This window comes from Patescibacteria group bacterium (genome assembly GCA_041661505.1).
Taxonomy (GTDB): domain Bacteria; phylum Patescibacteriota; class Patescibacteriia; order Patescibacteriales; family JBAZCA01; genus JBAZCA01.
Genome location: JBAZUF010000002.1, coordinates 72,698 through 96,452 on the forward strand (window position 1 = coordinate 72,698; position 23,755 = coordinate 96,452).

At 45.6% G+C, this 23,755-nt stretch carries 21 protein-coding genes and 1 tRNA gene; 20 read left to right on the forward strand and 2 right to left on the reverse strand.

Features of this window, described 5'->3' with window-relative positions; translation table 11 throughout:
• Positions 1–52 precede the first annotated feature (52 nt).
• From WC715_02710 to WC715_02775, 14 genes are all read left to right on the forward strand, one after another.
• Positions 53–3,070, forward strand: a complete 3,018-nt coding sequence (locus WC715_02710) for an AIR synthase-related protein (protein MFA6171344.1) — start codon at positions 53–55, stop codon at positions 3,068–3,070.
• Positions 3,071–3,106: 36 nt separating this feature from the next.
• Positions 3,107–3,877 (forward strand): phosphoribosylformylglycinamidine synthase subunit PurQ, encoded by a 771-nt coding sequence (locus WC715_02715; protein ID MFA6171345.1) that lies wholly within the window; start codon positions 3,107–3,109, stop codon positions 3,875–3,877.
• A 6-nt stretch (positions 3,878–3,883) separates the two neighbouring features.
• Positions 3,884–5,437 carry a bifunctional phosphoribosylaminoimidazolecarboxamide formyltransferase/IMP cyclohydrolase gene (purH, locus tag WC715_02720; protein MFA6171346.1) on the forward strand — a complete coding sequence of 518 codons (1,554 nt, stop codon included), beginning with the start codon at positions 3,884–3,886 and terminating at the stop codon, positions 5,435–5,437.
• Positions 5,438–5,466: 29 nt separating this feature from the next.
• On the forward strand, positions 5,467–6,735 hold the full coding sequence (locus WC715_02725; protein ID MFA6171347.1) for an adenylosuccinate synthase: 1,269 nt from the start codon (positions 5,467–5,469) through the stop codon (positions 6,733–6,735).
• Between the two features lie 68 nt (positions 6,736–6,803).
• Positions 6,804–8,201, forward strand: coding sequence for an amidophosphoribosyltransferase (gene purF, locus WC715_02730; GenBank protein MFA6171348.1), 1,398 nt, complete (start codon positions 6,804–6,806; stop codon positions 8,199–8,201).
• 12 nt (positions 8,202–8,213) lie between these two features.
• Positions 8,214–8,936 (forward strand): formyltransferase family protein, encoded by a 723-nt coding sequence (locus WC715_02735; protein ID MFA6171349.1) that lies wholly within the window; start codon positions 8,214–8,216, stop codon positions 8,934–8,936.
• Positions 8,937–9,126: 190 nt separating this feature from the next.
• Positions 9,127–10,401: a phosphoribosylamine--glycine ligase gene (gene purD, locus WC715_02740; GenBank protein ID MFA6171350.1), complete on the forward strand. Its 1,275-nt coding sequence runs from the start codon at positions 9,127–9,129 to the stop codon at positions 10,399–10,401.
• Positions 10,402–10,411: 10 nt separating this feature from the next.
• Positions 10,412–11,083, forward strand: a complete 672-nt coding sequence (locus WC715_02745) for an HAD family hydrolase (protein ID MFA6171351.1) — start codon at positions 10,412–10,414, stop codon at positions 11,081–11,083.
• 13 nt (positions 11,084–11,096) lie between these two features.
• A complete protein-coding gene (gene purE, locus WC715_02750) occupies positions 11,097–11,591 on the forward strand; it encodes a 5-(carboxyamino)imidazole ribonucleotide mutase (GenBank protein MFA6171352.1) in 495 nt (164 codons plus the stop codon).
• Positions 11,592–11,597: 6 nt separating this feature from the next.
• Positions 11,598–12,713, forward strand: coding sequence for an AIR synthase related protein (locus WC715_02755; protein ID MFA6171353.1), 1,116 nt, complete (start codon positions 11,598–11,600; stop codon positions 12,711–12,713).
• A 20-nt stretch (positions 12,714–12,733) separates the two neighbouring features.
• A complete protein-coding gene (locus WC715_02760; protein MFA6171354.1) occupies positions 12,734–13,702 on the forward strand; it encodes a phosphoribosylaminoimidazolesuccinocarboxamide synthase in 969 nt (322 codons plus the stop codon).
• A 48-nt stretch (positions 13,703–13,750) separates the two neighbouring features.
• On the forward strand, positions 13,751–15,142 hold the full coding sequence (purB, locus tag WC715_02765; GenBank protein ID MFA6171355.1) for an adenylosuccinate lyase: 1,392 nt from the start codon (positions 13,751–13,753) through the stop codon (positions 15,140–15,142).
• Positions 15,143–15,157: 15 nt separating this feature from the next.
• Positions 15,158–15,231, forward strand: a tRNA-Val gene (locus tag WC715_02770).
• Positions 15,232–15,283: 52 nt separating this feature from the next.
• Positions 15,284–15,898, forward strand: coding sequence for an NlpC/P60 family protein (locus WC715_02775; protein MFA6171356.1), 615 nt, complete (start codon positions 15,284–15,286; stop codon positions 15,896–15,898).
• A gap of 69 nt (positions 15,899–15,967) precedes the next feature.
• Here the strand turns inward: WC715_02775 and clpP are convergent, their stop codons facing one another.
• Positions 15,968–16,546 carry an ATP-dependent Clp endopeptidase proteolytic subunit ClpP gene (gene clpP / locus WC715_02780; protein MFA6171357.1) on the reverse strand — a complete coding sequence of 193 codons (579 nt, stop codon included), beginning with the start codon at positions 16,544–16,546 and terminating at the stop codon, positions 15,968–15,970.
• Between the two features lie 512 nt (positions 16,547–17,058).
• On the opposite strand from clpP, the gene WC715_02785 reads away from it, so the two are divergent.
• Genes WC715_02785 through WC715_02800 form a run of 4 tightly spaced genes read left to right on the forward strand, consistent with a single transcriptional unit; the run spans position 17,059 to position 19,074 of the window.
• The gene (locus tag WC715_02785) at positions 17,059–17,373 is read left to right on the forward strand and encodes a hypothetical protein (GenBank protein MFA6171358.1); all 315 of its coding nucleotides are present in this window, start codon (positions 17,059–17,061) and stop codon (positions 17,371–17,373) included.
• Positions 17,339–17,653, forward strand: coding sequence for a Fic family protein (locus WC715_02790; protein ID MFA6171359.1), 315 nt, complete (start codon positions 17,339–17,341; stop codon positions 17,651–17,653). The genes WC715_02785 and WC715_02790 overlap by 35 nt, the downstream gene beginning before the upstream one ends.
• Before the next feature lie 50 nt (positions 17,654–17,703).
• Positions 17,704–18,282, forward strand: a complete 579-nt coding sequence (locus WC715_02795; protein MFA6171360.1) for a hypothetical protein — start codon at positions 17,704–17,706, stop codon at positions 18,280–18,282.
• Positions 18,283–18,318: 36 nt separating this feature from the next.
• Complete coding sequence (locus WC715_02800; protein MFA6171361.1) at positions 18,319–19,074, forward strand: nucleotidyl transferase AbiEii/AbiGii toxin family protein; 756 nt, start codon at positions 18,319–18,321, stop codon at positions 19,072–19,074.
• Here WC715_02800 and WC715_02805 read toward each other — a convergent pair.
• The gene (locus WC715_02805) at positions 19,066–20,658 is read right to left on the reverse strand and encodes a tRNA uridine(34) 5-carboxymethylaminomethyl modification radical SAM/GNAT enzyme Elp3 (GenBank protein MFA6171362.1); all 1,593 of its coding nucleotides are present in this window, start codon (positions 20,656–20,658) and stop codon (positions 19,066–19,068) included. The genes WC715_02800 and WC715_02805 overlap by 9 nt on opposite strands.
• Positions 20,659–21,117: 459 nt before the next feature.
• Here WC715_02805 and WC715_02810 point away from each other — a divergent pair, with 459 nt between their 5' ends.
• Both WC715_02810 and WC715_02815 read left to right on the forward strand, forming a co-directional pair.
• Positions 21,118–22,257, forward strand: coding sequence for a hypothetical protein (locus tag WC715_02810; GenBank protein ID MFA6171363.1), 1,140 nt, complete (start codon positions 21,118–21,120; stop codon positions 22,255–22,257).
• Between the two features lie 114 nt (positions 22,258–22,371).
• Positions 22,372–23,751: a phosphomannomutase/phosphoglucomutase gene (locus WC715_02815; GenBank protein ID MFA6171364.1), complete on the forward strand. Its 1,380-nt coding sequence runs from the start codon at positions 22,372–22,374 to the stop codon at positions 23,749–23,751.
• The last annotated feature ends 4 nt before the right edge of the window (positions 23,752–23,755 follow it).

A 23,755-nucleotide genomic window follows, 5' to 3' on the forward strand; every position in this document is an offset into this window, starting at 1 on the left:
ACCCTACATCTTTGGCGGAAAAATGCCGGAAACAGCCGGCTTTAGTAATTTTATGCCTTGCCGAATCTACATCCAGCCAGCCATAGCCGATGCCCGGGCCGAATCAAAAAAAAGGCATTTTAACAGCCTGGGCCTGGCCGCTAAAATAAAATCAGTCTGTCTGGCGGATTGCTATACCATCGACAAAGCGCTTGATAAAAATCAGAAAGCAAAAGCCCGGAGGCTTCTCTCCAATCCATTGTTCGAAACTGCTTCTGAATCGCCCGCAGTAAACGGCCCAAAAAAATTCGATTACGTTATTGAGATCGGCTATCTGCCCGGCGTTACCGACAACATCGGACAGACCGCCAAAGAGTCTTTGGAAGACGGGCTAAAAATAAAATTCTTACCGCAAGAATCCGTATATTCATCGCGGATTTTTTTTATTTCGTTTGAAGGAAAGGCGGCGGTTCCTGATGCCGAAAAAATTAAAGACTGTCTTTTTAATCCGCTTATCGAGCGGGCCGGCCTTAAAACTTTTTCCGAATACATAAAAAACCGGGGCCTAGATATGATTATTCCCAAGGTAAGACTTTCTGCTAAAACTACGGTGTTAAATATCGACCTCAATATCGAAGACGGGGAGCTCGAAACCTTGGGCCGACAGGGCATTAAAGACAAAAGCGGCTTAAGGCGGGGGCCGCTTTCTTTGAGCCTTAATTACCTTAAAGCCATCCGCGAACATTTCAACGGCCTTAAAAGAAAACCTACCGACGTAGAGCTGGAAACCTTAGCCCAGACCTGGTCCGAACATTGCAAACACACAATCTTTGCCGACCCGATGGATGATCTAGCCCGCGGCATCTATAAAACCTATATCAAAGGGGCAACCGAAAAAATTCGCCGGAAAAAAGGCCGGCGGGATTTCTGCGTTTCGGTTTTTACCGATAATTCCGGAGCTATCGGCTTTGATAAAGATTATTTGATTACCCATAAAGTTGAGACCCATAACACCCCTTCGGCGCTTGACCCCTTCGGCGGTTCAATAACCGGCATTGTCGGCGTTAACCGCGATTGTCTGGGATTCGGCCTCGGCGCCAAGCCAATAGCTAATGTTTACGGCTTCTGCCTGGCTGACCCGAAAGATAATACCGAATTATACCGGGATAAAGGAAAAACTCAAAAAATGCTTTCGGCCCGAAGAATACTAGAAGGGGTAGTGGCGGGAATTAATGCCGGCGGCAACCAATCCGGCATTCCAACCAACTTGGGCTTTATTTATTTTGATCCCCGTTTTCGCGGCAAACCGTTAGTTTTTGCCGGCACGGTGGGACTGATAAAAAGATCGATAAATAACCGGCCGTCCCATATTAAAAGGGCCAGGCCGGGCGACTTAATCGCCATGATCGGCGGCCGGGTGGGCGCCGACGGCATTCATGGGGCAACTTTCTCTTCCGTTGAGCTTGATGAAAAAAGTCCGGCTACAGCCGTGCAAATAGGCGACCCCATCACCCAAAAAAAATTATCCGACGCGTTAATTAAAGAAGCCCGAGATTTGGATTTATATTCCAGCCTTACCGATTGCGGCGCCGGAGGGCTTTCTTCGGCTGTCGGCGAAATGGCCGAAGCGACCGGAGGATGCCTGGTTAATTTGGAAAAAGTGCCGCTGAAATATCCGGGGCTCGCACCCTGGCAAATTTGGATTTCCGAATCGCAAGAAAGGATGGTTTTGGCTATACCTGAAAAAAAATGGCCAAAATTTTCCGAATTAATGGGACGCCGGGGAGTGGAAGCTACTGTCATCGGGGAGTTTAATAACCGGGGACGCTGTACGGTTAAATTTAATAATGAGAATGTGCTTGATTTAGATATGGAATTTCTGCACCATGGCCGGCCGGAAAAATTGCAGACGACTAAAGAGCCAAAAGCTATCCCGGCCGACGAACGCCTTTTACAAAAAACAGGCGCTGGCCGCCAAACCGGCTATTCAAAAGAAATTATTTCGCTTCTTTCCCATTTAAATATCGCGAGTATTGAGTTTATTTCTAAGCAGTATGACCATGAGGTCCAGGCCGGTTCAGTCATAAAGCCTTTGTCCGGCCGCGGCCGGATTGTTTCTGAAGCGACCGTCACCCGGCCGGTCCTTTCTTCAAAAAAAGGCCTGGTATTGGGATGCGCCCTTTATCCTGGCCTTACTGAACTTAGCCCCTATAAAATGGCGGCCGTGGCGATTGACGGAGCGGTGCGGGCGGCCGTAGCGGCCGGGGCGGATATCGATTACTTGGCGCTTTTAGATAACTTTTGCTGGTCCAGCTCGGATGACCCGACCCGCCTGTGGCAGTTAAAAGAAGCGGCCCGCGCCTGTTATAATACGGCTTGCGCCTTGGGGACGCCCTTTATTTCCGGGAAAGACAGCATGTATAACGATTTCAAAGGATTTGACAAGGACGCCCGGCCGCTGAAAATTTCCATTCCTCCGACCCTCTTGATTTCTTCCATTGGTGTAATTCCGGATATTGCCAAGGCTGTGTCGCTTGAGGCAAAAATGCCCGGAGACATTATCTACATCCTGGGCAATACCAATAACGAACTGGCTGGAAGCCAATATCGGGAAATGTTAAAATCCGAAACATCGCCGAACGGCGTTAATCCCGATCAGCCGGAAGAAAAAGGCGTACCCGCGGTTGACGCCAAAAAAAATTACCGGCTTTACAAAACGCTCTTCAAGGCAATCCAAAAAAATCTGGTTGCCTCGGCCATAAGCTTAAACCGCGGCGGCTTAGCCATAGCCGCCATAAAATCTTTATCCGGCGGCGGACGAGGCGGAAAATTGGATTTAAAAAATTTGCCCGGGGGATGGAATAACAATCACGAGGCGCTTTTTTCCGAAAGCGCCGGAAGAATTCTGGTTACGGTTGATAAAAAGAAAGCTCCGCTTTTTGAAAAAATAATGTCCGGCCGGGATTTCGCAAGGATCGGGCAAGTTGAAAACTCAAAACTGGTAAAAATATATAATAATAACAAGTTAGTCGCCAGCCTGGCTTTAAAAGACGCCCTGGAAGCATATAAAAAACCCCTTAAAAATCTCTAAAGTTGCAGAAAAAATTGAAAAGTGATAAGATAAAATATGATTAAACCTCGAGTAATCATCCTGTCCGGCTATGGCCTAAACTGCGAAGAAGAAACGGCTCTTGGCTTTAAGTTGGCCGGAAGCGTCGTCCAGATTGTTCATATTAATGATTTGGCCGAAGGAATAAAAAAATTAGGAAATTACGAAATCATGGCGATTCCCGGCGGTTTTTCTTACGGCGACGATACTGGATCGGGCAAGGCTTACGCCAATAAGCTAAACAATAATTTAAAGGATGAAATAAATGAATTTGTTTCTAAAGACAAGCTGGCTATCGGAATCTGCAATGGTTTTCAAATTTTAACCCAGACCGGCCTGGTGCCGGGCGCGCTTACGGTAAACGACGGGGCTAGATATCTTGATCGCTGGGTAGACTTGGAAATCACCGGAGAGTCCCCCTGGACCCGGGGCATAAAAAAATTATCTTTGCCGATTGCCCACGGCGAAGGCAAATATTTCGCGCAAAAAAAGGTTCTTTCCGGCTTGAATAAATCTTTGGGCCTGGCCGCCCGATATATTAAAGGCGAAATATGCCAATACCAGAACCTGCCGGCTAACCCCAACGGCTCGATAATGGATATTGCCGCGGTATCGGCTTACAACGGCCGGGTGCTCGGAATAATGCCGCATCCGGAAAGGGGTATGTTTTTCCACCACCTTCCCAACTGGCCGCTTAAAAAAGAGAAATTAATCCGGGAGGGAAAGCCGCTTCCGGAATACGGCCCCGGTTTTCAAATTTTCAAAAACGCCGTCAGATATTTTAACTAATATTATATGGAAAAATACGCGCTCTTAAGCGTTTCGGACAAAGAAGGTTTAACGGATCTGGCCCGGTCGCTCGACCTAGCCGGTTACCGGCTCATCGCTACCGGAGGAACGGCCAAGGCCTTAACCGAAGCCGGTTTGACGCCGGTTCCAATCCAAGAGATAACCGGCAACCCGGAAAGTTTTGACGGCCGGATGAAAACCATAAGCTTTGAGGTGATGTCCGGCATTTTATTCGACCGCGCTAACGAGGAGCATGTAAGGCAGGCGCAAGAGCTTTCTATCAAGCCGATTGATATTGTAGTTTGCAACCTTTACCCTTTTGAAAAAACCTCGGCAAGCGAAAATTCCACCGCCAAAGAAGCTATCGAAAACATTGATGTCGGCGGCCCAACCATGATCCGGTCGGCGGCAAAAAACCATCTGCACGTTTTGCCCATAGTTGACCCAAAAGACTACGAAACAGTAGCTAAAGCCATTGCCGAAAACGCGATTACCAAAGAGCTGCGCCAAAAACTGGCGGCCAAAGCTTTCCGTCATCTTTCTTTTTACGATGCTCAAATCGCCGGATATTTCGGGAGTGAAATGTTTCCGGAAGAATTCGTTTTGGCCGGAAGAAAGATGAAAGATTTGAGGTACGGCGAAAACCCCCACCAAAAAGCCGCCGCCTATATTACCCCCGGAAAAAAAACAGCCATTTCCGGATTAAAATGCCTGGCCGGACGGGATATTTCTTTGACCAATTTAACGGACATCAATTCCGGCCTGATAGCGGTTGAACTTTTTAGCGAACCGGCCGCCGCGGTTATAAAGCATAACAGCCCCTGCGGATTAGCCTTAGGATCAACCGCCGAGGAGGCTTTAACTCGGGCAATTGAGGCGGACAGCGAATCGGCTTTTGGCGGAGTAATCGTACTGAATAAGCCGATGGATAAAAAATGCGCTGATTTGATCGCGAGCTTTAAAGACGAAAAGAGGGGCAATATCGATATTATCGCCGTGCCGGAAGTTGACGCCGAAGTTTTGGAATTTCTAAAAGGCGTCCGCAAAACCATGGGCATATATTCTTTGGGAAAAATTAATCCGCCCGACCCCAAAGGAATAAATTTAAAATGGATTGAAGGCGGGTTTGTCGTCCAGACGGCCGATAACGGTATTGATGAGAATTTTTCCGCCTGGGAATTCCCCACCCAATTAAAACCAACGGAAGAACAAATAAACCAAATGCGGATCGCTTGGAAATTTTTAACCCGCATCCGTTCCAACGCGATTTTGGTAATGGACCCGAAATTGCCTATGACCCGGGGAATCGGCACTGGCCAAACTTCGCGCGTCCGGGCGGTAAGAATCGCGCTAGAACAAGCCGGACAATTCAGCCAGGAGGCGGTAATGGCCAGCGACAGTTTTTTTCCCTTTGACGATTCAGTTAAACTGGCGGCCAAAGCCGGAATAAAAGCCATCGTCCAGCAGGGCGGATCCATAAACGACAAATTATCCATCGCCGCCGCCGACGCGGCCGGAATCGCGATGGTCTTTACCCGTCGCCGGGCGTTTTGGCATTAGTATTTTATTTATTTTTATATTTTCAAAATATGATTACAGTAATTCTTGGTTGCCAGTGGGGGGACGAGGGCAAAGGAAAAATTGTAGACTATTTGGCCGGGAAAGCTGATTTAGTGATCCGGGCCCAGGGCGGAGCGAACGCCGGCCATACCGTAGTGATTGAAGGAAAAAAATATATTTTTCATCTGATTCCTTCCGGGATATTAAATTTGAAAACAATTTCTATAATCGGAAACGGAGTGGTAATCGACCCGGAAACGCTCTTAGAGGAAATAAATCTTTTGAAAAAACTCGGCTTTGATCCGGCCGGCCGCCTCTTTATCTCAAACCGGGCCCATTTGGTAATGCCTTACCATAAAATGATCGACCAATCCAAAGAAAAAAATTCCAAAGGCAAAATCGGCACAACCGGACGGGGGATCGGCCCGGCTTACATGGATAAGATTTGCCGGACCGGAATCAGGGCGGCGGAATTTTTAAACCCGGACGGGCTTCTGAAAAAAATTCGCGCCAATATAGAATTCGCAAACCAGCTTTTAAAAAAAATATATAACGAAGATGAGCTGGACGCCGAAAAAGTTGCCGCTGATTATTTAAACTACCAAAAAGAGATCAGTCCTTTCATCGCCGATACCGGAGCGATGGCAAACCGCGCGGTTAAAGAAAAAAAAGAAATCTTGCTCGAAGGGGCGCAGGGCGCGATGCTCGATATTGATTTGGGCACCTACCCTTATGTCACCTCGTCCAATACGACGGCTGGCGGAGCGGTTACCGGATCAGGAATCGGCCCGAAATCTATTGACAAAATACTTGGAGTGGTAAAAGCTTACACCACCCGGGTAGGCGAAGGGCCGTTTCCGACTGAACTGGAGGGAGAAGAGGCGGAAAAACTCCGAAAGAAAGGCGATGAGTTCGGGGCAACGACCGGTAGGCCCCGGCGCTGCGGCTGGTTTGATTCAGTAGTTTCCCGGTATGCTTGCGAAATGAGCGGAGTTGATGAATTAATCATTACCAAGCTGGACGTATTGGATGAGTTGGCTGTTATAAAAATTTGCACCGGCTATAATTATAAAGGTGAAAAATTGGAATTCTTCCCGGCTGATATTGATATCCTTAAAAACGTAGAGCCGATTTATGAAGAATTTTCCGGCTGGCAAACCGATACCACCGGAGTAAGAGAATTCGCGGCGCTTCCCGAGGCCGCCAAAAAATATTTAAACCGTTTAGAAGAGCTGTCGGGCGCCCGGGTAAAATATATTTCCGTCGGGCCGGATCGAAGCCAGACTATCATTAAATAACTTTCAAAAACTAAACACTTTATTATAGATATAAAATATTTAATCAGCGCATCGTTCACGCGAGAAATATGAGAGAGTTAAACGAAAAATGCGGAGTATTTGGAATTTACGGCCGGGAATTGGATGTTTCCCGCCTGACTTTTTATGGACTTTTCGCGCTCCAGCATAGGGGCCAGGAATCGTCCGGCATCGCCACTTCAGACGGCCAGGAAATTGACTCATATAAAGACACTGGCCTGGTAACCCACGTCTACAATGAACGCATTATCAAAAGCTTAAGAGGCCATATCGCGGTCGGCCACAACCGCTACTCAACTTCCGAGGGCACCGGCCTGGCGCACGCCCATCCGATAGTAATTGACCACAAGCTGGCTTTGGTGCATAACGGCAATTTGCCTTCAGTTACCGCCCTGATTGAATTTTTAAAAGACAAGGGCGTCGAAACCCAGGGCTGTTCGGATTCGGAACTAATGGCTTACGCGATCGCCTGGTATTTAGATCAGGGGAAAAATTTGGAAGAGGCAGTTTTAGCTGCCTTTCCTTTATTTACGGGGGCTTTTTCCGCTTTAGCGATGACTTGCGATTCGCTCGTTGCTTTCCGCGACCAGTGCGGTATCCGGCCATTTTCCTTAGGCCGGCTGAATGGCGGATACGTTTTTGCCTCGGAAACTTGCGCTTTCAAACTTATCGGTGCCGAATTTTTAAGAGAAATTAATCCCGGGGAAATAGTCGCTGTGTCTGAAGGCGGCTTGAAATCAATCCAGGCGGCGCCGTCCAATCCAAAAATCGACATTTTCGAATTTGTATATTTTTCCCGGCCGGATTCGGAAATTTGCGGCAAGCTGATTTACGAAGTCCGGCGAAATTGCGGCTTGACGCTCGCTAAAGAAAACCCGCTTGAAGCCGATATAGTCATTCCGGTTCCCGAAACCGCTATCCCGGTCGCTATCGGCTATTCCAAAGGCACCGGCATTCCTTTTGAAATGGGGCTAATCAAAAATCGCTATGTCCACCGCACTTTTATCGAACCGGACCAGCATACCCGCGACCTGGGTGTCCAGATGAAACTAATCCCTTTAGCCAATGTGCTTAGGGGCAAGCGAGTGGTAGTAATCGACGACTCGATTGTCCGGGGAACGACTACCCAAAAACTTACCCAAGCCTTGTTCGACGCCGGCGCCAAAGAAGTCCATATGATTATTTCTTCTCCGCCGGTTAAATATCCGGATTTTTACGGCATTGATACGCCAAAGCAGGAGAAATTAATCGCTTCGAAAAAAACCGTTCCGCAAATCCGGGAATTTTTAGGCGCCACTTCCCTTTACTATTTATCCTTAGCCGGACTCATCGAATCCATCGGATTGCCGGCCGATAATTTTTCCACCTCCTGCTTTACCGGAATTTACCCGATAGACTTAAAAGAGCGCGCCAAAGATTACCGGCATCCGAGTTCATCCCTTGTATAAAAAATATTAAATATGAAGATAGCAATGCTCATTTCCGGCGGCGGAACGACGATGGCCTCGATTATCACTGCCGCAAAAGAAGGTCGGCTAAAAAACATCCTTCCGGCATTAGTAATTGCTTCGAGGCCTGAAGCGGGCGGCATTGAAAAAGCTTTGAACCTTGGAATTTCCAAAGAGGACATAGTGGTAATTCGGCCGAAAGATTTTCTAACGCGGGAAGAGTTCGGCCGAAAGATAATTGATGAGTGTAAAAAACGCGGTGTTGAATTTATCGGCCAATACGGCTGGCTGCCCTTAACGCCGGCGAATGTAGTAAAAGAATATGAAGGCATGATCATTAACCAGCATCCGGTTCCCCTAGATCCCGGCCGACCCGATTTCGGCGGCAAAGGCATACATGGCCGGGCGGCAGTCTGTGCCCGGCTTCTCTTCGTAAAAAAAACCAACCGCGATTGGTGGAACGAAACTATTGCCCACAGGGTAGAAGAAGAGTATGACAAGGGCGCGGTAGTGAAAGCGTTACGGGTACCTATCCTGACCGACGACACCGTGGAATCCCTTTATAATGAAAGAATTTTTCCATCTGAGTATAAAACGCAAATTCAAACTTTGCAGGACTTTGCGGACGGAACAGTTAAAGAAATAGTGCGAACCGAGCCTTTAGTAAAACCGGAGGAATACGGGATTTTGGAACAATGCAAAAAGGAAGCGATTGAATTATATCCGCACGGATAGAAGTTAAAATAATTTCTGTCCGCTCGCAAAGAGAAAAATTTAGGATTTTAAATAAAATTTACGGACAAATTTTCAAACTCCCCGCCCTAGGCGGATCAAACAGTGAAAATTTGTTGCCTCAATTTTATTTAAAATCTAATCTAAATTTTTCTAATGCTCGCATTCAGAAATTATTTAAACAAGAAACAATATGGCAAAAGTACTAATAATCGGTGGAGGAGGTAGGGAACACGCGATTGCCTGGAAATTAAAGCAGTCGCCGAAAGTCGATAAAATTTATATCGCGCCGGGAAATGCCGGTACGGCCGCCTTAGGTGAAAACGTAGCCTTAGCTTCGACCGACCTTCAGGGCCTCGTTAAATTCGCGAACGAAAATAATATTGACTTAACGGTAGTCGGCCAGGATGACCCTTTGGCTTTAGGCGTAGTGGACGCTTTCCAGGAGGCGGGATTAAAAATATGGGGACCGACAAAAGCGGCCGCGCAAATCGAAGCTTCAAAAGCTTTTGCCAAAGACTTAATGGCCAGGCAAAAAATTCCTACGGCCGAGTATAAGACTTTCACTGATTATGACGCGGCCTTTAAATATATAAACGAAAAAGGGGCGCCAATCGTTATAAAAGCCTCTGGTCTAGCCCTTGGCAAAGGCGTAACTGTTTGCCAGACCCTGGAACAGGCCGAAAAGGCGCTAAAAGAATCAATGGTTGATAAAGTTTTTGGCGAATCAGGTGCTACGGTGGTAATAGAAGAATGTTTAACCGGCCCGGAGTTTTCGGTCCATGCTTTTTGCGACGGAAAGAACTACAAGCTTTTCCCGACTGCCCAGGACCATAAGCCGGTTTTTGACGACGGTAAGGGGCCGAATACCGGGGGCATGGGTACAATCGCGCCCGTGCCGTGGGTAACTCTGGAAATGATGGATAAAGTCGCGAAGCAGGTGGTCGAGCCGATCTTGGAAGGCTTAAAAAATGCCGGAGCGCCGTTTGTCGGGTTGATTTATCCCGGGATGATGGAAACTAAAGACGGATCAAAAGTCATTGAATTCAATTGCCGCTTAGGCGATCCGGAAACTCAAAGTTATATAAGACTACTAAAAACTGACTTGTATGACATATTTGAAGCGTCGGTGAACGGCAAACTGGCAGAAATGGAAATCGAATGGTATCCGGGCTTTGCCTGTTGCGTTGCCTTAGCCTCGGGCGGTTATCCGGGACCATATGAAAAAGGTAAAGAAATTACTGGGATTGAAGAGGCGGAAAAGATGGCCGACGTAATTGTTTTCCATGCCGGATCAAAACTGGATAACGGACGGGTGCTGACGAACGGCGGAAGAGTGCTCGGGGTAACGGCCACGGCCGATACTTTGCGCGGCGCCTTAGATAAAGCTTATGTGGCCATAAAGTTAATAAACTTCGAAGGCATGCATTACCGAACGGATATCGGGAAGAAATCATTAGAATCCTAAGCTTAACTTTATGATTAAACTTGTCGCCTTTGACTGGAACGGCACCTTGCTTTCCGATACCCGCGCCTGCTGGGAAGGAGCCAACGAAGAATTAATGGCGGCTGGCGTAAAGCCGATGAGCCTGCAAAGATACCGGCAGACTTTTACCATTCCTTTCATCGACTGCCTGGTAAAAAACGGGGTGGAGCGAAAGTATGTATTGAAAAACAGCGAGAAACTATCTAACGCCTTTCATAGCTATTATGAGCCCCGGGCGGCTAAATGCCGGACCCGCGGAGGCGTAAGGGAAGTTCTTGCTTGGTTGAAAAAAAACCGTATCCAATCCATGATTTATAGTAATCACACTATCGTCGGCATTACCGCCCAGCTTAAAAGATTAAAGATCGGGCATCACATGGACGTAGTTTTAGCAAACGGAACGAAACAAGGGGCGCTGCATAAAAAAGGTAAAGGGCAAAAATTAAATGATTATGTCAAACGGCATAAGTTAAAACCAAGCGAAGTAATTTCGGTCGGTGACACAGAAGAAGAAATTGAAATCGGCAAACACTACGGTTATCATACTGTCGCCATAACCGGCGGCTATAATACTATTGCCCGGCTTAAAAAACATAAACCGGATTTTTTAATCCATAACATGAAAGAGTTGATCGGAATTATTAATAAATTAAATAGAAAATAGAATTTTCAAAAATATTATGAAACCACTTGTCGGTATATTAATGGGGTCTGATTCTGACTTGGGCGTGATGCAGGAAGCGGCAAAAGTACTGAAAGAATTCGGCGTGGGTTATGAAATAACGGTCTGTTCGGCCCATAGGACGCCGGACCGGGCGCATCAGTATGCCGCGACAGCTCATGCCCGCGGTCTGAAAGTTATTATTGCCGGAGCCGGAGGAGCGGCGCACTTAGCTGGAGTGATTGCGGCTTCAACAGTGTTGCCAGTTATTGGCGTGCCGATCCATTCAAAATTGGATGGCCTTGATTCCTTACTTTCAACACTGCAAATGCCGTCCGGCATTCCGGTCGCGACCGTAGCGATCGACGGCGCGAAAAACGCGGGGATACTGGCGGTGGAGATTTTAGCCACTTCAGATGATGGACTGACAAAAAAGCTGGTGGAATACAAAAAGAAAATGGCGGACGCGGTAGACATGAAGGCCAAAAATTTGAAAAAAAAGATTAAATAATAATTTATGCAAAAATCCGAATACGCGAAATCAGGAGTGGATTATACCGTTATGGAGCCGTTTAAGATGGCTATGATTGAAACCGGAAAAAAAACCTTGCACTTTCCCGAGAAGCGGGGAGTATATATCGTGAAAGACGCTATCCACGCCCACGGCGCGGTTTTCGAATACCGGGGAAAAGACCAGCCGATCTGGTGCAAAACCCAGGAAGACTTAGGCAATAAGAACTGGATTGCCGAGTGGATGTATCAAAACACCGGTAAAACTTATTACGATTCGATCGCGATTGACACAGCTCTCATCGTCGTAAACGACGTAATTGCCCAGGGCGCTATGCCGGTAGTTTTTAATGACCAGCTCGAAGCGTCGGGAAGCGAATGGTATGGCGACGAGAAACGGGCTAAGGATTTTGCCGCCGGATTACTAAAAATCTGCGAAGAAGTCGGGATGGCTTTACCGGCCGGCGAATCAGCCAGCTGTAAATATTTAATCAACCCCACTCCTCCGGTTAAGGAAATTGCGACTTTATCCGGTTCAGTGACCGGAATAATCGCGCCCAGGGAAAATTTAATAACCGGCCGGGACTTAGGGGCCGGAGACCATATTATTGCCGTTGCCTCTTCGGGCCTGCACGCCAACGGAATTTCCCTGGTCATAAGAAAGGCTCTGGAAATGCCGGAACAATTTTTAACCAAACTGCCTAATGGAAAAACCCTTGGCGAGGAAGCTTTGATTCCAACCCGCTCTTACGTTAAGCTAATTGAAACTTTACTGGAAAACAAAGTAAAAATAAACGCCCTGCTTCCGGGCACTGGCGACGGCGTCGGGAAAATCGCCTTTGATAAGCGCCCCTTAACTTATCGTCTCCATTCCTGGCTATCGATTCCTCCTTTGATGCAATATTTTCGGGAAACTCTGGGTGTGCCGATGAAAGATTGCCTAAAAACTTTTAATTGGGGAGCGGGCTATTATATTTATGCCTCACCTGATCAGATAAAACAGATTTTGGAAATCGGAAAAGAAGCCGGATACGAATTAGCTGATGTCGGAGTAGTTGAAGAAGGAAAAAGGCAGGTAATTTTTGAACCGGAAAATATAACTTTAGCGCCGCCGGGAGAATAATTTTATTATAAATATTGGCTATGGATAAAAGCGTAATCGAAAAAAATTTAAACAAGGTATTGGACCAAACCGATTTTAAAAATTTAGGCGAAAGGCGGCAGGGAAAAGCGAGGGATATTTACACCCAGCCGGATAAGATAATATTAATTGCCACTGACCGCTATTCAGCCTTTGATTACCGGAATCTGGCTCTTATCCCCTTTAAAGGCGAGGTCTTAACTCAAACCAGCCGCTGGTGGTTTGAGCGGACGGCTGACATCGTGCCTAATCATGTTATTGATTTTCCCGATCCAAGAGTGGTAGTAGCCAAAAAATGCCGGGTTATACCTTTAGAAATGGTTGTCCGCGGCTATATTTGCGGAGTGACCGACACTTCTCTCTGGACGCACTACCAAAAAGGCAAAAGGGATTTCGGAGATTTTATTTTGTCGGACGGAATGGTCAAAAACCAAAAACTGGAAAATCCGGTTTTAACCCCAACCACTAAATCAGAAGAGCACGACCGGCCGATTTCGGCCAAAGAAATTTTTGATGAAGGGATTGTTAGCGAAGAAGTGTGGAAAAAAATATCCTCGGCGTCCGTTAAGCTGTATGAGCGCGGCCTTAAGCTGGCTAACGAAAGAGGGTTAATACTGGTTGATACCAAATATGAATTCGGCATGGATGAGGAGGGAAATGTTATGCTAATTGATGAAATCCATACGCCGGACTCGTCCAGGTATTGGAAACTTAATACTTATAATGAAAGGTTCAGCGCCGGCCTTGAACCGGAATATTTTGACAAGGAGTTTTTAAGGCTTTGGTTTAAAGCCAATTGCGATCCGTATAATGATCCGGTTCTGCCTAAGGCGCCGGATGAGTTAGTAGCGGAAATTTCTTCCCGCTATATACAAATTTACGAGCAGATTAGCGGAGAGCAGTATAAAACCGATATAAAGACCCCGATTTTAGAAAGAATAGAAAAGAATCTTTCCGCCTACAGAATTTGAATTTCTTCACTAACATAATCTAGCGCCTCTAAGCGCATTATTAAATTTATGAAATCTTTGCAAAATATTTCACCGGTTGACGGACGCTACAAGAAATACACGGAAGCTCTTGCGCCGTATTTCAGCGAATACGCCTTATCAAAATATAAAGTACTGATGGAGTGCGAATATTTAATCGCTTTGTCGGAGACGCCGGGAATAAAAATGCGCGCCTTTTCCGGGAGCGAAAAAGCGCTCATAAGAAAGCTCTATAATGATTTTAGTCTGGAAGACGCCCAAATTATCAATGACATCGAGCTAAAAGGCTATAAAAATATTAAAGCTACTAACCACGACTTTAAAGCCATTGAGTATTTTCTAAAAGAAAAACTGGGGAAGACCAGCCTGAAAGATTCGCTCGAATGGATTCATTTTGGTTTGACTTCGGAAGACGCGAATAATATCGCTTACGGCTTAATGATTAGCGAGAGTCTGAAAGAGGTGATGATTCCGGCTTTGGAAAAAGTGATTATAGAGATTAAGGGATTGGTTAGGGCCGGCAAAGACGCTCCGATCCTCGCCCGGACGCACGGCCAGCCGGCATCGCCGACTACCTTTGGGAAAGAGTTTAAAGTTTTCGAGGCGCGCCTTAAAAGCGTGTTCGATAAAATAAAGAGTCAGCGGGTAATGTCTAAATTAAACGGCGCGACCGGAAACTATAATGCCCTGGTAGCGGCTTTCCCGAAAATCGACTGGATTAAATTTTCGCGGAATTTTATCGGGAAGCTAAATAAGCAAAGAAAAACTAACCTGGTAGTAAATTTATTTACTACCCAAATCGAATCGCATGACAGTTATGCCGAGCTTTTCAATATGGTGCGGAGGGTGAATACGATATTAATTGATCTGGACCAGGATATTTGGCGCTATATTTCTGACGGCTGGCTTGGGCAAAAACAAGTGGCCGGAGAAATCGGCTCATCCACTATGCCCCATAAAATCAATCCTATTTTTGTTGAAAATAGCGAAGGCAATTTAGGAATGGCTAACGCAATGCTTGATTTTTTTTCCATGAAGCTCCCGATTTCGCGCCTGCAAAGAGACCTTTCCGACTCCACAGTGCTTCGGAATATCGGCGCGGCCTTTGGGCACTGCCTTATCGGTTATAAATACTTAGGCCGTCAACTGGAACGGATTGTCATAAATAAGGATAAGGCCTTGGCTGATTTGGATAGCCACCCGGAAGTGATTGCCGAAGCGATCCAAACCATACTTCGGCGCGAAGGGGCGAGCATGCCTTATGAAAAATTAAAAGCTTTGACCCGGGGAAAAGAAGTGGCCTTGAAAGATTTTCAAGAATTCATAGACGGCCTCGAAATATCCGGCGAGGTCAAAATTGAATTAAAAAAAATCCGGCCGGAAAATTATCTCGGGCTGGCGAAAAAATTGTCGAAGATTTAAGAGAATAGAAACGAAGGACAATTAGCTCAGTTGGTTAGAGCGCACGCTTCACACGCGTGAGGCCGGAGGTTCGAGCCCTCCATTGTCCACTATTATTTTCTTTTCTTGATCCTTCTCCGGTCTTTAAAAAAAGGAGTTGCCATGACTTATAAAATATTCAGGGCGGTCGGTAATCGGTGCGCGGTTATTCTCGGATGCCTGGGTCTTCATCTCTCTGACAGCGAAGCCCTGGAACAGCTTCGCTTAAAAGGCTTCAAAAAAGTGGAAGTGGACCTTATAAGCCTGGCCCGGCAATGTATTGGCAAAAGCCAATTCGTCCGGGGCGCGAAGATGTGCCTGGCGCCGGAAATCATTGATTGCGCCAGTTTTACCAAATGGCTTTATGCTCACCTAGGCATTTGGCTGCCGCGGCGTTCAGTCCAGCAGAGGGACTTTGGATTTCCTATCGAGCTCAAATACATAGTCGCCAATGACCTGATTTTTACAACCGGCATAAAAAACTATAACAACGGCAATGACGGACACCGGATAGGACACGTCGGTATTGCGACCGGCGAGGGAACGATAGTCCACGCCGCAAGTAAAGAGCTAGGAATTATAGAGAGCCCCATCGAGAGCTTTGTAATTGAGGTCAAGTTCCGGGGAATCCGCCGCTATCTGCCAAAAGGTCTGCCGGTAATTACATTTGAAATTCCACCCGAAATTGAAGTCGAAACTTCTGACGACATAAAGTGGCTTTTGATGCCAGCTTCTTGACCGACCGTATCAGCAAAAAACCCAATACAAAACGAGGATTTATCACCCTCGTTTTTTCTATCTAATCTATTATTTAGTTATCACTTTATCAATCAGCCCGTACTTCTTCGCTTCTTCCACGTTCATAAAATTATCCCGGTCCGTATCCTTTTCAATCGTCGCGAGTTTTTGGCCGGTATGGGTAGCTAAAATATTATTCAAGCGGTCTTTTAATCTTAAAATCCGTTCCGCTCCGATCTTGATATCCGTGGCCTGCCCCTCAATTCCGCCCATGATTTGGTGGATCATAATTTCCGAATTAGGCAGGGCAAATCTTTTTCCTTTAGCTCCGGCGGCGAGTAGAAACGCACCCATCGAAGCGGCTAAGCCGACACAGATCGTCGAGACATCCGGCTTGATATATTGCATAGTGTCGTAAATCGCGAGTCCTGACGAAACCGAACCGCCCGGAGAGTTAATATAGAATTTAATTTCCTTTTCCTGGTCTTGGGCGGCTAAAAATAAAAGCTGGGCGATTACGATATTAGCGACATGGTCGTTAATCGGCTCGCCTAAGAAAATTATCCGGTCTTTTAAAAGCCGGGAATAGATATCATAGGCTCGTTCGCCATGGGTTGATTTTTCGATTACGGTTGGTATTAATGGCATAATTTTTTCTTAAGATTATCTTAGCTTTAGATTATTAAAAACAAATTAACTGTCCCAGTAAATACGCAAAAAACCTAAACATTCTTCTTTTAAGACTTTACCTCACCTGCGGCTACTTGTCAAAACTGTCGAAAAATTGTACTAAGAATTGCAAAAAAAATCATTTTGGTTTATATTAATAGTACAGCTTGAAGTGGCAGCTATTTTATCAGCTGATTTTTTTATAGCAATTTTATAGCGTTCATTCAAATTATATATATTCTTACTTTTGGCATTACCTGCCGGATCTTTTCGGCAGTTTGCCCTTGTCGCTGATCGCCCAACGCTCACCTTGAAAGGAGGAGATAGGAGCGGACTTGGAATTACCACCGACGAATAGGCGATGGCGATAAGGCGTAACAAGGCCTCCAGGTGGAGGCCCGGGGTTTTTGCGGGGCTTTTGTGTTTCACGGATTTAGGGGGCTGGATTATTTTGAGCCAGCCCCCGCCTACCAAAGAGATGGAGATGACCTATGAAAACGTTCTGGGGAATGCCTTGTGCATTCCAAATCGACTTGCTGGTGACGCCGCCAATGCTGTGCGTCCCCAACATGCCCGGAAAGACACGCCAGAGCCTACAGCTGGGCCATAGCGCGACCGATCACGACACTCTCAAACCCACCAAACTCATGCGGCGGTCCGATGTCGTCATCGCGTTCACCGACGCTTCCGTGGACACCAAAAACATCGCGAATACCTTTAAGATAAAAATGTGCAGCGGATGCGGCGGGAACAGGCCGGGTCAGATCGGAAATGAGCGAGCTTTTAAGCTGGTGGAAAAAAAATAAAAAAAGCCGGCAACACCCCTTGGCCCTGGCCGCGGACTTTCATCAGCGCTTTGAGCTTATTCATCCCTTTTCCGACGGCAATGGCCGGGCCGGACGATTAATCTTTAATTATATCTTACTGCGGTACGGCTATCCGCCAATTCTCTTTTTATACCAAAACCGGCAATCTTATTTTAGCGCTTTAAGCCAGGCTGACGAAGGAAAAAAAAATAAATGGCACTGGCAAGTAATTAAAGTCTACAAAGACAGCGTTAGGTGGCTTCTAAAGGAAATGGAATAATCTAATTCTTTGCGCTTGACATTTATATTACGTTTTGTTATGCTGTACATATGAGTACAGTAAAAATAAACGTAAAACAAAACCGATTTGCCTTGCTCGCCCGTCTGAATGAGGAGATTTTTCATATTGATGACTTACAAAATTTATGGAACATTAGAGAAAAAAATACTCTCCACACTACTCTTAAAAGATATGTCGATCAGGAGCTTTTGTATAGGATTTACCGGGGTTTTTATTCCCTTAAACCGCTTGATAAAATTGACCCTTATTTATTAGGAATAAAAGCTTTGCACGGTTATGGTTATGTAAGCACGGAAACAATACTGGCTAAAGAGGGAATTATCAGCCAAAATCTTGATAAAATAACTTTAATAAGCAGCCAGTCAAGACGCTTTTCCCTGGCCGGCCGCAACTACTATTCAAGGAAGCTCGACGATAAATTCTTATTTAATCCGGCCGGGCTTCTAGAAAAGGCTGGAGTAAAATCCGCGGCTCTGGAAAGGGCGGTCGCCGATCTTCTTTACTTTAACCCCCGCTTTCATTTTGACGGAAAAATAATGATTGACTGGAAAAAAGTTAAAAATCTCCAGAAAGAAATCGGCTATCCGCCAACCTCAAAGCGGTATTAGAGATTTTAATAACGGCCTTCATGCCGCTTAAAAAATATGATTTTACCGAGCTCCAAAGACGCAGTCCATAAAGCCTGGCTTTACCGCCTGCTTTCGGCCATAGCCGAAGATAGCTTTTTAACCGGGGCTTTATATTTTAAGGGCGGAACTTGCGCGGCTATGCGCGGGCTCTTGGACCGTTTTTCCATTGACCTGGATTTTGATTTACTGGCGCGGGGAGATGAGGCGGTAAAAGTAAGAAAAAATCTGGAAAAAATTTTTCTTAATCTCGGGCTGGAAATAAAAGATAAAAGCCGAAATGTTCCGCAATACTTCTTAAGATATCCGGCCGGCGCCGAGGAGAGAAATACTCTTAAAATAGACATAACTACCGATCCGCCGGAAAGTAATAAGTATGAGCCAGTCCGGCTTAACGATATTGACCGGATAATGAATTGCCAGACCGTAGAGACAATGTTTGCTAATAAGCTTGTGGCCTTAATGGACCGCTTTGAAAAAAATAACTCTATTGCCGGCCGTGATTTATATGATATCCATTATTTTTTTCTCCGCGGTTTCCGTTATAACGATAAAGTTATCGCGGAAAGAAGAAAAACCGGGATTAAACAATTTTTTTCCTCACTCATAAGCTTTGTAGAAAAAAATATCAGTCTTACGATTATTGATCAGGATTTAAACGTTTTACTGCCTTACGATAAATTCATTAAAATTAGAAAAAACTTAAAATCTGAAACGCTTATTTTTCTAAAAGACGAACTTAAGAGATTGGGCGAATCCAAAAATTTATCTTAATTGCTTAACCATATAACTATCTTTCAGCCTGTACCCTTGCCTTTTATAATACCCCCTCACCCCTACCCCGGAAATTATCATCATTTTTTTGAACCCACAATTCCGAGCGATTTTTTCCGCTTCCATTAACAATTTCTTTCCTAAGCCGGCATGCTGTACCTGGCCTTCTTTGCCGATTTGGGTTAATTCGCCGTAGACATGTAATTCGCGGATCATGGCCGAATTAAAAATTCCATTATTCTCGCCCGACAATCTTAACCGGCAAAACCCATAAAGCGTTTTTTTGTCTTTTGAATCAGCGCTTAAAAAATATTCTTCTCCGCCCGAAGCCTTGTATTTAATAACATTTAATTTCCAGGCTTTTGCCGGCCGCTCTTTAGCTTCCCGACAGCGGATGCAATGGCACTCCACGCCTAAGTCTTTCATAATCTGCCGCAAATTAGTAATTTTATTGCCAGCCATGATTGATTCCCCTGGAATGTCGCGGATCAGGCGGATAATACGCACGTAAGGCGGAACAGCTTTTTTGCAGTCAATGATCAGCTGGCGCAAAACTTTATCCGAATAGGGTTTGTATTTTCCCTGTTTCCACCATTTATATAATAAACTGCCGCGCGTTACCACGGTCGGGTAAAATTTAATCTGGTCTGGCTGGAATCGCGCGTCGCAAAACAGCCTCTTGAACATTGCTAAATCTTTTTTAGCGGTCGATCCAGGAAGCCCGGGCATTAAATGATAAGTTACTTTAAAGCCAAAATCTTTTAGTAGCTTTGTCGCTTTAGCTATTTCCGCGACGCCATGGCCGCGCTTATTTTGTTTTAAAATTTTATCATCAATCGCCTGGACGCCAAGCTCCACCCGGGTGCATCCGAGTGCGCGCATCTCCCATAACTCTTTTTCATTTATATAATCTGGCCGGGTTTCTAGGGTCAGCCCGATAATATTATATCCAGCTTTCTCGTTTTTCTTTTGCTCTTTTTCCAGATCGGCTTTCAGCCTAGATAACTGAAGTTTTGAATTGAATTTTTTTTCTGTTTTATTTAACGTCTTCTGTCCGCTATATTCATTCGCCGCCCTGAAGCACTCTTTGGTATACCAATATTTGTAGTTTACGGGCAATACGCTCCAGGTTCCGCCGATAACAATGATCTCAATTTTAGTTGGATTATGTCCGTTGGCTTCCAAAGCGCGTAGGCGCAGCTGAACTTGCAGATAAGGATTATAGTCGCACCGGATCGCCCGCATTACGGCTGGTTCATTCGATAGATAGCTTTGGGGGACGTTTTTTTCCGTCGGGCAATAGGCGCATTTACCCGGACAAGGATAAGGCATAGTTAGAACCGCTACTGGCGCGATCCCGGACATGGTCCTTACCGCCCGTTTACGCAGCAGGCGTTTTAACATGACATGTTTGACTCCGCTATTTCGCAACTCATTTAATATATCGGAATTTTTTAGTATCGGCATTCCGAACATTTTGGAAATTTTCCTTTTAGCCAGCATTAAATCCGCCTGATTTTTTATATCAGAATTATCCAGTAGATATTTTACGATTTCCTTTTTATTGGTCTCTGCCTTTGACATATCCTAAATTAATGCCCATAATTACTTAAAACCGTTGCTATTTTAAATGAAAGGGGGTGAGTTTCTTGGCAAGGAGAAAGGAAAATTTTTGCAGAAAAAGGGGGACGCCAGCGGTAAATAACTGTTTGGCTACAGAGCCTGGTTTCATAGGCTCCTGCGTTCACGCTGATCACTACAAAAAGGGCAGGAAATTCTGCTTCTGGCGTATCGAAGGGGAAAACAGCACACTCTGTCTTTCCCCAGACGCTGAAAAAGCCGCCGCCCTTGCATAACGCAAGGAATCACGTCATAGGCCGGGCACCTCAAAGCCCGGTCTTCTTTTTTTCATTGATTTTTAATCTGCTTATTGCTAAGATAAAGGCAAATAAGCTCATGCTTTTCCTGACGGCCATTCCTGGCCCAGCCGGGAAAACAGCATCTTAACTTCTTTAAATATTCTTATAATTAAACCATAAAATTATGAGAAAATCAATATTAGCGCTAACTCTGTTTTTTGCCTTTTTTCTTGTCCTGCCGATTAAGGCCTCGGCCTATGAATTAAAGAAAGGGGACGCGGTTACCATCCCTAAAGACCAGATTATAAACGACAACCTTTACGTCGCCGGGTCAAGCATTACGATTGAAGGCCGGATCCGGGGAGACGTCTTTTGCGTCGGCCAAAACATTAATATCAAGGGGCCGGTTGAAGGCTCGGTTTTTTGCGCCGGGCAGTCGATTAACCTGGACGGCCCGGTTTCCGGTTCAGTCCGCGTTGCCGGCAATACGGTTAATATTAATAGCATAGTCGGCCAAAACGTTGATGTTTTTGGCGCGGCTGTTAATTTGGGAAGTAACGCCAAAGTCGGCTGGGATATGCTAATCGGCGCCGCGGGCGCTAATATAGACGGCCAAATCGGTAAAGATCTGCACGGCGGCGGAGCTAACGTAATTATTAACGGCAAAGTCGGGAAAAACGTCAATTTAGCTTTGGGTGAAAAGAATTCCAGCCTAACCTTGGGCGACAATGCGGAAATTAAAGGAAACCTTACCTATAAAGCGCAAAAAGACGCGTCTATTTCTTCCAAGGCTAAAGTCGCCGGCAAAACAGAGAGAAAGGAATATAATAAAGGCGACTGGCAAGGGAGGGCCGTTGGCCGAATCGTCGTCTGGGGTCTTTTATTCTCCATCTTCTCGGCCATCCTCATCGGCTTGGTCTTAATCGGCTTATTTAAAAAACCGGTTATAACAATAAGCGGCGTGATGCAGGAAAAAATCTCTTCTTCAATCGGCATAGGTTTTTTGACTATAATTTTAGGTCCAATCGCGTTAATCCTTCTTGCCCTAACAGTGGTCGGCATCCCCTTGGCTTTAATTTTGCTGGCCCTTTGGCTTATCTCGTTGGCGGTCAGTAAAGTAATGGCCGGAATTTTCATCGGCCGGATCTTAATCCAAAAATATTGGCCGGCGAAAAAGGATTCCCTAACCTGGCAGATGATTATCGGTATCCTCATCTTTACCCTGATTGCCATTATTCCGTTTATCGGCTGGCTCTTGGCTTTCATCGCCGTCTGCTGGGCCTTTGGCGGTATGCTAATCGCCTATAGAAAATCCCGAGCTTAGAAATTTAGTTCATAAAATCCCCGTCCTCCGCCCGAAGCTCGGGCGGACGGGCGGGGATTTGCATTTAGCCTTTTATTCGTGTAAATTTAGAATATTGAAGTTAACTATATTCGTATGAAAATCAATCCGGGAATTTTCAAAGCTTACGATATCCGCGGCGTTTACGGAAAAGATTTTGACGAGGAGCTCGGGCTAAGACTGGGCGCGCAATTTGTCCAAATGAGGAAAAAAGAGCTTAGGAAAGAAAAGCTCCAGATCGTTGTCGGCATGGACATGCGGATTTCTTCTCCGGCGATTAAAGAAAAGCTGATCCAGGGCATTATCGGCGCCGGGGCGGACGTTATTGATATTGGCCTCGCTTCCACTCCGACCTTTTATTTTGCCGTAGCTAATTACGGCTATGACGGCGGAATTTTAGTTTCGGCTTCGCACAACCCGGCCGAATATAACGGCTTTAAAATGGTACGTGAAAGGGCGATTCCGGTTTCCGGCGATTCCGGGATATATGAATTAAGAGATAAAATAATGGCGTCGGCCGATAATCCGGTTGAAAGCGTCCTAGAGGAGAATAAGGGCAAGGTGGTTTTAAAAAATGAAGTTTTAGCCGATCAGGTTAAGCATGATTTAGCTTTTTGCCGCTCGCCGAAAATCAAGCGTTTTAAAATAATGATTGATCCGGCCAATTCAATGGGCGCGCAGTACTTTGACGAATTATTTAAGTATATTGATACTAATTTGGTCCGCATAAACTGGGAATTAGACGGATCTTTTCCGGCCCATGAAGCCGACCCCTATAAGGAGGAAAACCTTATCCAAATTTCTAAAAAAATAGTTGAAGAAAAAGCCGATTTAGGCATCGCCACCGACGGCGACGGCGACCGGATATTTTTTATTGACGACCAGGGAGTAACCGTCGAACCGGGAATTGTCCGGGCAATACTTTCAAAAATATTTTTACGGGATAATCCGGGCGCGAAAATTTGCTACGACATCCGGCCGGGCCGTATCACGCAAGACACAATCACGGAAAACGGCGGCGTGCCCGTTGTCACCAAAGTCGGCCATTCGTTAATTAAGGAACAGGGAATAAAAGAGAACGCGGTTTTTGCCGGCGAATCTTCCGGGCACTATTACACCAAAATGGAATTTGGCTTTTTCGACACTCCGCTCATTGCCACCCTGCTAATCTTAAAAGAATTGTCTGATTTTGACCGGCCACTGTCCGAATATATAAGACCCTTTAAAAGATATTTCCATTCGACTGAAATTAATTCTAAAGTGGCGAGCGTTCCGGCGGTTTTGGAAAAAATAAAGGAGCTTTATAAAGACGCGCGGATTAATGAGCTGGACGGTGTTACTATTGAATACGACGACTGGTGGTTTAATGTCCGCGGGTCTAACACCGAGCCAGTCATCCGCTTAAATCTTGAGGCTAGGTCAATAGAGCTGATGGAAAATAAGCGGGACGAGGTATTGAGAATAATCCGCGGTTAAAATA